Raw genomic sequence first — 12,588 nt, 5'->3', positions numbered from 1 at the left:
GGTCGATGCACCGAGGAAAGCGCCCGGCGAACTTCATGGAATGTGTCTCCGTGTGCGTCGGGCGCCGCGCGATGCGTGGGTCCGAAGCTGTCGATGTGCTTCGGATTGTAGGAGCGCACGCACTCGCCTCCAATATTTGAATGCGTTGTCCAGATAATGAGAAAACGGCCATGCCATGTGCACGGGGGCGGAACCCGACGTGCCGCGGGTTCCGCCCCCGTTATCCACGCGCGCCGCGCTTACTGCTGGTTCGTGCCGCGCGCCTGCATGTAGCGCTGCACGTCGGAGAACGACACGCGGCCGCTACCGGTCGCGTCGATCTGCCGGAAGTGGTTCGCGACGTAGCCGAGGCCGGCCGCGCGCGCCTGCGCTTCGGTGATCGAACCGGTGTTCTGCGTATCGGCCGCGCCGAACTGCCGCGCGAGCTTGCGCACCACCTGCGCATGCAGCGCGGCGCCGGTCGTCTGCGTGCCGGCGGTCGGCTTGCGCGCGGCCGGCGGCACGTATGGATCGCCGAGCTGCGCCTGGCGCGCGCGTGCCGGGATGGCGGCGTCGCTCGCCTGCGCGAACGCGGACACCGATGCGGATGCTGCAACGCCGGCGCATGCAAGCGCCGCGGCAACGACGATGAAACGTTTCTTCATGTCAGGCTCCAGTCTGGAATGAGGTCGTCGACGGCCGGCGAACGGCGAGCCCACGGGCGCGCGTCGCCAGGCCCGCACATCGCATCAGTGCGCGGCCGCGTTGTAGAAAGTCACGAGGTCGGCTTTCTCCTGCGGACGCGACGTATCGTCGAGATAGACCATGTGTCCACCCTGATAGTCCTTGATCGTCAGGTTCGGTTGCGATCCGAGCCGCGCGAGGTCGAGCTCGGTCTGGTAGAACGGCGTCGCGATGTCGTGATAGCCGTTCAGCGACAACACCTTCAGCGACGGATTCAGCGTCAGCGCCGCGGCGAGATCGGGGATCGTGTCGGGCATCGCGAGGCCGTCGTGCGACCAGTCCCAGGTCTGGATCGCATTGCTGCTGAGCGAATACGCGGACTGTGCGCTGTACCTGAGCACGTTCGGCAGGTAGCTGCCGATCGTGTCCGTGAATGGCTTCGTGATGAACGTGCTCGACGGGTCGCCGTCCGCGGCGAGCGGGCTCGACGACGGCACGTTCACACGTGCGTCGTAGCGGCCGATCAGCGTGCCCGGGATCAGCGACACCTGGAAGCTGTTGTCGAAGAAGGTCGGGACCACGTTGAAGTCCGCATTCCACAGCGACTGCTTCACGCCGGTCGAATTCACCATCGTCGTGACGAGACTCGACGGCGGCGGCGTATGGCCCGCAAGGTATGCGTTCACGGCGGGCGCGTAGCTGCCGGCCGTCAGCAGGCGCATCTGGTCCGCGTATTGCGGCAGGCTCGACGGGTTCGGATTGTCGAGCTGGTAGTACGCGCCGACCGTGCCGTAGGACGGCACGAAGCCCGCGCAGCTCACCGGGCTCGCGCCGTTGTTCGAGTTGCCGACATAGTCGCTCGCCATGTCGCAGTTCGTGTTGTAGTTCAGGATCGACGACTGCAGCACGATGCCGGCGAGCTTCACGCCGGCCGTCTCCAGCAGGTTCGCGAGCACGTCGGTGCGCGGCGTGCCGTACGACTCGCCGAACAGGTATTTCGGAGAATCGTTGCGCTGGTTCACGGCAAGGTAGCGCGTGACGAAATCGCGGAACGCGCCGGCGTCCTGGTCGACGCCCCAGAACGTCTGGTTCGTGTTCGGCGCGATCGCTTCGGAGAAGCCGGTACCGATCGCATCGACGAACACGAGGTCGGTCGTGTCGAGCAGGCTTTCCGCGTTGTCGCCGAACGGGAACGTCGACGTGTTCGCGTCCGGGTCACCCGTCTGGATCCGCTTCGGACCGAACGAGCCGAGATGCAGCCATACCGATGCGGAACCGGGGCCGCCGTTGTACAGGAACGTGACGGGCCGTTTCGCGGCGGGCTGGTTGTCGGCGGTGTACGCGATGTAGAAGAACGATGCCTCGGGTGCACCCGTCTGCGGATTGCGCGCGACGAGGTGGCCAGCGGTGGCCGTGTAACGGATCGTCCGGCCGTTCAGCGTGATCTGGTGATGCGTGACGGCGGCCTTTTCGACCGCGGCGGACGCGTCGAGCGACGCGCTCGCACTCGACGAATAACGGTTGGGATCGTTGTACGGCCTGTCCACCTGCGCGGCGGGATCGGCTGAATTGTCGGTACCTGCTGCGGCGGACGACGTCACGTCGTCGTTGCAGGCCGTCAGAATCAGCGAAGAGAACACAACCCCCAACAACAGCTTCGCTTTGCTCGCTGGCATCGTTGCCTTCCTTCTCTCGAATGTTTTTTGTGTCGAGCAGCCGGATAGGCCGCCCCCCGCCTCGATTACGGCCGATAAGCCGAGGCGCTGGCCAATATACGCGAGCGGGTCGGCTTTGAAAAATTTGGAAATATTGGCTTGATGGCCGGTGCAGTGCACACCTTTCAGGAATGCTTCGATTCGCGAACCATCGTTTTTCGGCTGCCTTTCAGCGGTCTGCGCGTTTACCGGGAAACACTAAAATCACGCGGATTTCGTGCCATGTCGGCAAATAAAACCGCGCCGCCGCAGGCATTGCTCAGTCAAGCGAAATAGACGATTTCGTCTAATGGATGTGGTCCGACATGCGGGCGACACGAATGCGCTGCGGCGCAGCAATGGCGCGCGGGCGACGGAACGGACAATGCGACGGCGCGATCGCGCCGCTCACTGCGATTGAGGAAGCTCGGCCGCGCCCATCCGGCGGGCAATGACGGCCGCGCGCTGCGCCTGGTAGGCCGAGCCGCGATGCGCGTCGAACCAGCGCGGCTTCGGCAGCATCACCGCGAGGCGCGCCGACTGCCACGCGCCGAGCCGGCTCGCGGGAATCCTGTAGTAATAGCGTGCGGCGGCCTCGGCGCCGTACACGCCGCGGCCCCATTCGACCGAATTCAGGTAGATCTCGAAGATCCGCTCCTTGTCGAGCACCGTCTCGAGCATCCACGTGACGATCAGTTCCTGCCCCTTGCGGATGTAGCTCTTCTCGCGCGACAGGAACAGGTTGCGCGCGAGCTGCTGCGTGATCGTCGAGCCGCCCGCGACGATCTTGCCGCGCGCCTTGTTCTTCTCCCACGCCTGCAGGATCGCGTCGACGTCGTAGCCGTTGTTGGTCGCGAAGGTCGAATCCTCCGACGCGATCAGCGCGCGCTTCAGGTTGCGCGAGATCTGGTCGTACGGCACCCATTGGTGCTGGATCTGCGCGGGCGGCTTGTCGCGCGACAGCCACCATGCGTCGGTGCGCATGAACGCGGACGAACCGGGATTGACGAACGACCACAGCGCGATCTGCACGAGATAGAACAACTGCGTCGCGAGCCACGCGCCCGCGAACACCGAACCCGCATAGACGATCCAGCGGGTCGGGCTGACCGTGCGCGTACGCTGCGTGCCGCTTACCGCCACCACCCGCCGCGCTCCGGTCAGGCCGCCGCGAGCGCCTGGCGCAGCGCGGCCAGCACCGGTGCGCCGTCCGGCCGCACGCCGCGCCAGATGAAGAACGATTCTGCCGCCTGCTCGACCAGCATCCCGAGACCGTCGGCCGTGCGCGCGCCGAGCGTCGCCGCATGCTGCATGAACACCGTCGGTTGCGCGCCGTACATCATGTCGTACGCGAGCGTGCCCGCGCCGAACGCGGCCGCGTCGCACTCTGGCAGCGCCGCATCGAGGCTGCCGGCCGTCGCGTTGACGATCACGTCGTACGGTTCCGCGCGCACGACATCCGGGCCGCCGCCCGACAGCACGCAGCCCGCATCGTGGGCGGCCTGCGTGAACTGGCCGACGAGCGCCTCGGCCTTGCTCGCGGTGCGGTTCACGATCGTGATCGACAGCGGTGCGCGCTCGAGCATCGGCAGCACGACGCCACGCGCCGCGCCGCCCGCACCGAGCAGCAGGATGCGCGCGCCCGCGAGCGACACGCCGAGATTCAATTCGATGTCGCGCACCAGGCCGACGCCGTCGGTGTTGTCGCCATGGATGCGGCCGTCGGCGTCGATGCGCAGCGTGTTTACCGCGCCCGCTGCCGCCGCGCGCGGCGACAGCGTGTCGGCGAGCGCATGCGCGTCGAGCTTGAACGGCACCGTCACGTTCGCGCCGCGGCCGCCTTCGGCGACGAACGCACGCACGGCGGCCTCGAAACCGTCGACCGGCACGAGCCGGTGCTCATAGACGATCGCCTCGCCCGTCTGCGCGGCGAACTGCGCGTGGATGAACGGCGACTTGCTGTGCGCCACCGGATTGCCGAACACCACGTAGCGGTCGGCGCCGCTCGTCGACGCGTTTGCGGTCATGATGCGCGCCCCTCTTCGGTTTCCTGGCCGTTGCCGGTCGCGGCATCGCCACCATCGACCGTCACGCCGTCCGATTCGGCCAGCGCTTCGGCCTCGCTTTCCGCCGACGCGTCTTCCGCATCGACCAGCGTGTCGTCGCCGCCTTCGGCCTCATCCTCGTCGTCAGCCGCTTCGCCGCTCGTCACGGTCGGCGCGTCGAGCACGTTCAGCAGCCGCACCGATGCCTCGATCGTCAGCTCGTCGAGCGACATCACGTCGAGCAGCACGCGCGTGCCGCGCGCATGCACGCCGAGCCCCGGCACGTGCAGCAGCAGCGGAATGTCCTCGAGACGCACGAGATCGCCCTTCACGACGCTCGCGACCACCTGCTTCTTCTGCTCCTGCGCGAGCCAGCGCAGGCACCAGAAGTATTCCATCCGGCGCTGGTAGTCGGCGTACGCGGTATAGGTGTCGTCGAAGCCCTGCACGACCGCGTACAGGTCGGCGTCCTTCGGCTTGAACGGCGCGGCGAGCTTCGCGGTGACGCCGTGCTGCACGCACGCGAGCAGCTGCCACTGGTTCACGAGGTCGACGTAGCGGCGCAGCGGCGACGTGCTCCAGGCGTACTGCGCGACGCCAAGGCCTTCGTGCGGCGCGGCCGTCGTCTGCATCCGCGTGCGCTTCGGGCCCGGCGCGCCGAAGCCGCGCTGCGAGCGGTAGATGCCGGGCACCGTGTGATCGTGCAGGAACGCACCCCACGTCGAGTTCGCGAGGATCGCGAGCTCCGACACGATCAGGTCGAGCGGCGACCCGCGGCGGCGCGGCGTGATCGACACGTGCTCGCCTTCGACGTAGAAGTTGTAGTCGGTGTTGCGCTGCACTTCGCGCTTCAGGCCATAGCCCGCGCGCGCGACCTGGCGCTTCTCGAACAGCGCCTGCGCGAGCGGCCACAGCACGGCGATGTCGTCCTTGTGCGGGTAGTCGCCGGTGCCGGCCGCGAGCGTCTCTTCGTTGACGAGCTCGTCGAGCGTGTTGTGGCGCAGGTTGTTCTTCACGAACACGAGTTCGGCGCGCGTCTCGTTCGCGACGATGTCCTGCGTCTCGCGGTTGACGATGATGTACAGCGACAGCGCCGGGCGGTAATCGCCCTCCTTCAGCGTGAACACGTCGACGACGTCGTCCGGCAGCATCGTGATCTTGTCGCCCGGCATGTAGACGGTCGACAGGCGCGCGCGCGCGATCGCGTCGACCGCGTCGCCACGCACGATGCCGAGCGCGGGCGCCGCGATGTGCACGCCGATCCGCACGCGACCGTCGGACAGGTGCTCGACCGAGAACGCGTCGTCGATTTCGGTCGTCGTGATGTCGTCGATCGAGAACGCCTCGACGTCCGCGCGCGGCAGGTCGTCCGGCAGCGCGCCGACCGTGACGGCCGGGAAGCCCGTGCCGTGCGGGAAGAATTCCGCGAGGAAGCGCGCCTCGTGCAGCGCACGCGGCGACGCGATGCCGCCGCAATCGAGCATCAGCCGCGCCGGCGACACGCCGCGCGCACCGGCCGCCGCCTCGAGCGCCTTGTATTCGATCGCGTTCTTGTCCGGCCGCGTCAGCAGCCCGAGCACCTTGCCCGCGAACGCCTCCGGCAGCTTGCCGGCCTTCAGCTCCTCTTCATACTGCGCCTGGACGAGCGCCTGCTGGCGCTTGCGCTCGAGCGACGCGAGCGCCATCTTGAGCTGCTCTTCCGGCGCGCGCTGGTACTGGCCGCGCCCCTTGCGGCGGAAGTAGACGGGCGAGCCGTGCAGCCGCAGCACCAGCGCCGCGCGCTCGACCGGGCCGTAGGTCGCGCCGAAGTATTCCGCGGCCAGCGCCGTGTACGCGAATTCGTCGGCCGGCGCGCATTCCCACAGGAAATCCAGGTCGATCTGCTGCGCGGCCGTGTCGGCTTCCTGCATCAGTTCGCCCGCGGCCGGCTTCTCGAATTCGATCAGCACGTCTTTTGCGCGCACTTTCGCCCGCCGCCCGCCCGGCAACTCGACCTGAAACGCGTCGCCCTGGCGCGACAGCACGCTGCCCGCCTTGAAACTGCCCGATTCCTCGAAGAAAACGTTCACTCAGTACTCTCGTTCAGACTGCCGGGCGCCGCACCGGCGGCGCCGCATGATGATGGGAATTCGATCGGCATGACGCCGGGTTCATGACGTTCTGTCGTCGCAAAAGGCGAGAACGTCGTCGACATAGTCGGCAAATTCGCTGATTCCGTGATCGCTGCCTTCGATCACGCGCGTTTTCGCGCCCGGGTAATGGGCGAGCATCTCGCGGTAGTCCAGCACTTCGTCGCCCGTCGCCGCGAACAGATAGTAGCGTTCGGGCCGCGAAATCGCCGGCACGCGCAGCGCATCGAGCTCCTGCAGGTGATGGCGTTCGACGACGATCGAGCCGCCGCCGTGCCACAACGGCTGTTCGCCCAGATGCTGTTCGAGATCGCGCTGCGGCGCGATCGCCGGATTCAGCAGCACGGCCTTCCAGCCGTGCCTTTCGGCGAGCCAGGTCGCGTAGTAGCCGCCGAGCGAGCTGCCGATCACCGTCACGTCGCGCGCACCGGCCACCTCGGCTTCCGCGACGGCGATCGCGTCGAGCGGCGACACCGACAGCGACGGGCAGCGCCACTCGTGCGTGCGGCCGAGTTCGGCCATGCGCGCGGCGAGCAGCCGCGACTTCTGCGACTCCGGCGACGACCGGAACCCGTGCAGGTACAGGATCACGCGCGGCTCCCGAGCGCGTCGAGCAGCTTCTGGTGCACGCCGCCGAAGCCGCCGTTGCTCATCACGAGCACGTGGTCGCCCGGGCGCGCGGCCGCGACGACCGACTTCACCAGCAGATGAAGATCGTCGAACGCGCGTGCCTTGTCGCCGAGCGGCGCGAGCGCGTCGCCGAGGTTCCAGCCGAGCGCGTCGCGCCCGGTCGGCGCGCCATAGCCGAACACCAGATCGGCGTCGGCGAGGCTTGCCGGCAGTTGCGCCTTCATCACGCCGAGCTTCATCGTGTTCGAGCGCGGCTCGAGCACGGCCAGAATGCGGGAGTTTTGACGACCGATGCGCGCACGAAGGCCGGCGATCGTGGTGTCGATCGCGGTCGGATGGTGCGCGAAGTCGTCGTAGACGGTCACGCCGTCGACGCTGCCGCGCACTTCCATGCGCCGCTTCACGTTGCGGAACGAGGCGAGGGATTCGGCGGCCTGCGCGGGCGGCACGCCGACGTGGCGGGCGGCGGCGATCGCCGCGAGCGCGTTCATCCGGTTGTGGTCGCCCTGCACCTGCCACGCGACTTCACCGACGCGCTCGGCGTGGCGATACACCGCGAACCGCTCGTCGACCGGCACGCCGTCCTCGGCCGGCAGCGCCTGCCAGCCGCCATCGACGCCGAAGCGCTCGACCTCGCTCCAGCAGCCGCGCGCGAGCACGCGCTCCAGCGCATCCGAACGGCCATTGGTCACGATCCGGCCGACGCCCGGCACGGTGCGCACGAGATGGTGGAATTGCGTTTCGATCGCGGCAAGATCCGGGAAGATGTCGGCGTGATCGAATTCGAGATTGTTGAGCACCGCGGTACGCGGCCGGTAGTGGACGAACTTCGAGCGCTTGTCGAAGAACGCCGTATCGTATTCGTCGGCCTCGATCACGAAGAAGCTCGAATCGGTCAGCCGCGCCGAGACGCCGAAGTTCAGCGGCACGCCGCCGATCAGGAAGCCCGGGTTCAGGCCGGCATCTTCCAGCAGCCACGCGAGCATCGACGACGTGGTCGTCTTGCCGTGCGTGCCCGCGACCGCCAGCACCCACTTGCCCGCCAGCACGTGCTCGCCGAGCCATTGCGGGCCGGACACGTAAGGCAGGCCGCGATCGAGGATCGCCTCCATCAGCGGGTTGCCGCGCGTGACGACGTTGCCGATCACGAACAGGTCGGGGTTCAGGTCGATCTGCTCGGCGCCGTAGCCCTCGATCAGCGTGATGCCCTGCGCCTCGAGCTGCGTGCTCATCGGCGGATAGACGCCCGCGTCGCAACCCGTCACCGTGTGGCCCGCCTCGCGCGCGAGCACGGCGAGACCGCCCATGAAGGTGCCGCAGATGCCAAGAATGTGGATGTGCATAGATGAATGCTTTCGCGCCGCCGGGCGCCGTCGATTCGGAAAGGAAGGTCTGCGGCACGCCGGGCAGGCCACCCGGCCAACGACTTTCGCCGCGACACAAAGACCGTTATTGTAACTGACGGTCCGCCCTGCCCGGCGGCCCGAACGACGGATCCGGATGCCGGCCGGCGCGGCGGGCGGCACGCAGCCGCATCGCGTTCGGGCGTGGCGGTGATCGAGTATGATTGCCGGATCATGTCTCGCAAACCCCTTGTCGACCCGCGGCGCGCCCGCGAGGAAATCGCCCAGTCCGCCGCCCGCCTGATCGCGGAGGACGGCCTCGATTACGCCAGCGCGAAGCGCAAGGCCGCGCGCCAACTGCTCGGCGATACGCGCGTTGCCGGCGAATGGCTGCCGGATAACGACCTGATCGAGGAAGAACTGCGCGAGTACCTCGCCCTGTTCCAGAGCGACACGCAGCCGGACGAACTGCGCCGCCTGCGCGAGATCGCGCTCGACTGGATGCGCCGGCTCGCCGAGTTCAATCCGTATGTGACGGGCGCGGTGCTGAACGGCACCGCGAACGCGCATTCGGACATCCATTTGCAGATATTCACCGACAACCCGAAGGACGTCGCGATCTACCTGCTGAACCAGAACGTTCAGTACGACGTGTCCGAGACGCGGCATTTCGCCGGCCGCGCCGACGTCGAGACGCTCAGCTTCCTGTGGCGCCCGCGGCGTGACGTCGACGCGATCGGCATTCACGTCGCGCTCTACGCGAGCGACGACCTGCGCGGCGCGGTCAAGGCCGATGCCCGCGGCCGGGTCGCGCGCGCGGACGCCGCCGCCTTGCGCGTGCTGCTCGAAGCCGGCCACGCTCCTTCCGAACCGGAATGATTCAAGAATGATGATGAAACGCATGTTGGCGCTCGCGGTGGTCGCGGCGGCCGCCGTCGCCGGCGGGATCGCCGCCGGCCACTGGTTCCGGGGCGGCAGCGCCGACGACGGCATCGCCGTCGCGGCGCCCGCCGCACAGGGCAATCCGGTCGAACAGCTGTGGGCGGCGTCGCTGACCGGCGTCGACGGCAAGCCGGCATCGCTCGCTTCCTTCAAGGGCCAGAAGGTTGTGGTCAATTTCTGGGCGTCGTGGTGCGGCCCGTGTGTCGAGGAGATGCCGGAACTCGTCGCGCTGTCGCATCAATACAGGCAGAAAGGCATTCGCTTCATCGGGATCGGCGTCGATTCCGACCAGAACGTGAAGAATTTTCTGCAGAAGGTGAAGGTCGACTATCCGGTTTTCGTCAGTGGTTATGCGGGCGCCGATCTGGCCCGTAATTTCGGAAATACGGCCGGCGCGCTGCCGTTTACGGTCGTCATCGACGAAAACGGCAAGATTCGCGAGACAAAATTAGGACAAATCAAACCGGCCGAGCTGAAAAAGACCCTCGACGCATTGTGATCGTCCCGAACGGCCGCGCGCACGTTGGCGGCGATTTGTGCGTCGATCGCCGCAAATTCACGTGAATTCGCTGATACTTTGCCGCCGCGCCGGTAATTCTTGCAGGTCCGGCGCGATCGGTCGTTCGGCAAAACTAGACAAATTTCTCTAAATAGCGCTAAAGTTCGCGCAATTCCGCAGAAATAGAAGCGACCATGACACGATTGCTGGTGCTGCACGGCCCCAACCTGAACCTTCTCGGCACCCGGGAACCGGAGGTGTACGGCCGCGTCACGCTCGCGCAGATCGATCAGGCGCTTGCCGCGCGGGCTCAGGAAGCCGGCGCCGAACTGTCGTCGTTCCAGAGCAACCATGAAGGCGCGCTCGTCGACCGCATCCAGGCCGCGCGAGAGGAACAGACCGATTTCATCCTGATCAATCCCGCCGCGTATACGCATACGAGCGTCGCGATCCGGGACGCGATCGCCGGCGTCGGCATCCCGTTCGTCGAGGTTCATCTGTCGAACGTGCATCGCCGCGAAGCGTTCAGGCACCACTCCTACTTTTCCGACCAGGCCGAAGGCGTGATCTGCGGGCTCGGCTGGAAAGGTTATCTGTACGCGCTCGAGTACGCGCTGGACAAGCTGCAAGGCGCGTCGCGCGGCTGATTTCGCGATCTAGATTCAGCGCCGGTCCCACCGGCGCTTTTACGTATTGAAAGGGGAATTCCCGATGGATCTTCGTAAGCTGAAAACTCTGATCGACCTCGTCTCCGAATCCGGCATCTCCGAGCTGGAAGTGACGGAAGGCGAAGGCAAGGTGCGTATCGTCAAGAACGCGCCGCCGGTCTATGTCCAGCCGACGGGCGGATTTGCCCCGCAGATCAGCGCACCGGCCCCGTCGGTCGCGCTGCCGGCCGACGGCGCGGCTGCCGCGCCGGCCGCCGCAGGCGTTGCCGCACCGGCCGTCCCGCAAGGCCACGTCGTGACGTCGCCGATGGTCGGCACGTTCTATCGCGCGCCGTCGCCGGGCGCGGACCCGTTCGTTCAGGTCGGCGACACGGTCAAGGAAGGCCAGACCATCTGCATCATCGAAGCGATGAAGCTGCTCAACGAGATCGAGTCGGACAAGGCCGGCGTGATCAAGGAAATCCTCGTCGAGAACGGCCAGGCCGTCGAATACGGCCAGCCGCTTTTCGTGATCGGCTAAGTCCCCCGCGCGGCCCACCCGGCCGCGCGCCGCCGATGCTCGCCAGGCGCCGTTCGCGCGCCCCTCGAAGAGACGAATACTCGCTATGTTTGAAAAAATCCTCATTGCCAACCGCGGTGAAATCGCGCTGCGCGTCCAGCGTGCGTGCCGCGAGCTCGGCGTCAAGACGGTGGTCGTCTACTCGGAAGCCGACAAGGAAGCCAAGTACGTGCGCCTCGCGGACGAAGCCGTCTGTATCGGCCCGGCCCCGTCGAACCTGAGCTACCTGAACATGCCGGCGCTGATCAGCGCCGCGGAAGTCACCGATGCCGAGGCGATCCACCCCGGCTACGGCTTCCTGTCGGAGAACGCCGACTTCGCGGAACGCGTCGAGCAGTCGGGCTTCACGTTCATCGGCCCGCGTCCGGAAACGATCCGCCTGATGGGTGACAAGGTCACCGCGAAACAGACCATGATCAAGACCGGCGTGCCGTGCGTGCCGGGTTCGGAAGGCGCGTTGCCGGACGATCCGAAGGAGATCGTGAAGATCGCGCGCGCGATCGGCTATCCGGTCATCATCAAGGCAGCGGGCGGCGGCGGCGGGCGCGGGATGCGCGTCGTGCACACCGAGGCCGCGCTCGTGAATGCGGTCAACATGACCCGTGAGGAAGCCGGCCGTGCGTTCGGCAACCCGCAGGTGTACATGGAGAAGTTCCTCGAGAACCCGCGCCACATCGAAATCCAGGTGCTGTCGGACGCGCACAAGAACGCGATCTGGCTCGGCGAGCGCGATTGCTCGATGCAGCGCCGTCACCAGAAGGTGATCGAGGAAGCGCCTGCGCCCGGCATTCCGCGCCGCCTGATCGAGCGTATCGGCGACCGCTGCGCGGACGCGTGCAAGAAGATGGGCTACCTCGGCGCGGGCACCTTCGAATTCCTGTACGAGAACAACGAGTTCTACTTCATCGAGATGAATACGCGCGTGCAGGTCGAGCACCCGGTGTCGGAGATGATCACGGGCGTCGACATCGTGCAGGAACAGATCCGCATCGCGGCCGGCGAGAAGCTCCTGCTGCGCCAGCGCGACATCCAGTTCCGCGGACATGCGATCGAATGCCGGATCAACGCGGAAGATCCGTTCAAGTTCACGCCGTCGCCGGGCCGGATCACGTCGTGGCATACGCCGGGCGGCCCCGGCGTGCGCGTCGACTCGCATGCGTACAATGGCTATTTCGTGCCGCCGAACTATGATTCGATGATCGGCAAGGTGATCACCTACGGCGCGACGCGCGACCAGGCGATCCGCCGGATGCGCATCGCGCTGTCGGAAATGGTCGTCGAAGGCATCCATACCAACATCCCGCTGCACCGCGAGCTGATGATCGACTCGAAGTTCGTCGAGGGCGGCACCAGCATCCATTACCTCGAACACCGGCTCGCCCAGAAGCAGCAGGTCGCACCGGAAGAAGCGTAAGC

12 protein-coding genes are annotated in these 12,588 nt (G+C 66.7%); 5 read left to right on the top strand and 7 right to left on the bottom strand.

Features of this window, described 5'->3' with window-relative positions; translation table 11 throughout:
* Positions 1-239: 239 nt before the first annotated feature.
* The 7 genes from DIE21_RS25200 to mpl all read right to left on the bottom strand — a co-directional run bounded on the left by DIE21_RS25200 (position 240) and on the right by mpl (position 8,504).
* The gene (locus tag DIE21_RS25200) at positions 240-644 is read right to left on the bottom strand and encodes an EF-hand domain-containing protein (protein WP_124500246.1); all 405 of its coding nucleotides are present in this window, start codon (positions 642-644) and stop codon (positions 240-242) included.
* An 84-nt stretch (positions 645-728) separates the two neighbouring features.
* Entirely contained in the window at positions 729-2,339 is a 1,611-nt protein-coding gene (locus tag DIE21_RS25195) for a S10 family peptidase (RefSeq protein WP_185642840.1), read from the bottom strand.
* Positions 2,340-2,765: 426 nt separating this feature from the next.
* A complete protein-coding gene (mtgA, locus tag DIE21_RS25190; protein ID WP_124500245.1) occupies positions 2,766-3,503 on the bottom strand; it encodes a monofunctional biosynthetic peptidoglycan transglycosylase in 738 nt (245 codons plus the stop codon).
* Between the two features lie 14 nt (positions 3,504-3,517).
* The gene (aroE, locus tag DIE21_RS25185; protein ID WP_124500244.1) at positions 3,518-4,384 is read right to left on the bottom strand and encodes a shikimate dehydrogenase; all 867 of its coding nucleotides are present in this window, start codon (positions 4,382-4,384) and stop codon (positions 3,518-3,520) included.
* Positions 4,381-6,471, bottom strand: a complete 2,091-nt coding sequence (locus DIE21_RS25180; protein WP_124500243.1) for an RNB domain-containing ribonuclease — start codon at positions 6,469-6,471, stop codon at positions 4,381-4,383. The genes aroE and DIE21_RS25180 overlap by 4 nt, the downstream gene beginning before the upstream one ends.
* A gap of 81 nt (positions 6,472-6,552) precedes the next feature.
* Complete coding sequence (locus DIE21_RS25175; protein ID WP_124500242.1) at positions 6,553-7,122, bottom strand: YqiA/YcfP family alpha/beta fold hydrolase; 570 nt, start codon at positions 7,120-7,122, stop codon at positions 6,553-6,555.
* Positions 7,119-8,504, bottom strand: coding sequence for a UDP-N-acetylmuramate:L-alanyl-gamma-D-glutamyl-meso-diaminopimelate ligase (mpl, locus tag DIE21_RS25170; RefSeq protein ID WP_124500241.1), 1,386 nt, complete (start codon positions 8,502-8,504; stop codon positions 7,119-7,121). The genes DIE21_RS25175 and mpl overlap by 4 nt, the downstream gene beginning before the upstream one ends.
* 234 nt (positions 8,505-8,738) lie before the next feature.
* Here mpl and DIE21_RS25165 point away from each other — a divergent pair, with 234 nt between their 5' ends.
* The 5 genes from DIE21_RS25165 (at position 8,739) to accC (ending at position 12,586) form a co-directional block, all read left to right on the top strand.
* A complete protein-coding gene (locus DIE21_RS25165) occupies positions 8,739-9,383 on the top strand; it encodes a UDP-N-acetylmuramate--alanine ligase (protein WP_124500240.1) in 645 nt (214 codons plus the stop codon).
* A gap of 7 nt (positions 9,384-9,390) precedes the next feature.
* Complete coding sequence (locus DIE21_RS25160) at positions 9,391-9,945, top strand: TlpA disulfide reductase family protein (protein WP_124500239.1); 555 nt, start codon at positions 9,391-9,393, stop codon at positions 9,943-9,945.
* Positions 9,946-10,139: 194 nt separating this feature from the next.
* Entirely contained in the window at positions 10,140-10,592 is a 453-nt protein-coding gene (aroQ, locus tag DIE21_RS25155) for a type II 3-dehydroquinate dehydratase (protein WP_040143361.1), read from the top strand.
* Between the two features lie 64 nt (positions 10,593-10,656).
* Positions 10,657-11,133, top strand: a complete 477-nt coding sequence (gene accB / locus DIE21_RS25150) for an acetyl-CoA carboxylase biotin carboxyl carrier protein (RefSeq protein WP_124500238.1) — start codon at positions 10,657-10,659, stop codon at positions 11,131-11,133.
* Positions 11,134-11,218: 85 nt separating this feature from the next.
* Positions 11,219-12,586 (top strand): acetyl-CoA carboxylase biotin carboxylase subunit, encoded by a 1,368-nt coding sequence (accC, locus tag DIE21_RS25145; RefSeq protein ID WP_124500237.1) that lies wholly within the window; start codon positions 11,219-11,221, stop codon positions 12,584-12,586.
* Positions 12,587-12,588: the final 2 nt, after the last annotated feature.

The organism is Burkholderia sp. Bp9140, from assembly GCF_003853425.1.
Lineage (GTDB): Bacteria > Pseudomonadota > Gammaproteobacteria > Burkholderiales > Burkholderiaceae > Burkholderia.
The sequence above is the reverse complement of the archived record's forward strand: the minus strand, read 5'-3'. Positions and strand labels throughout refer to the sequence as shown.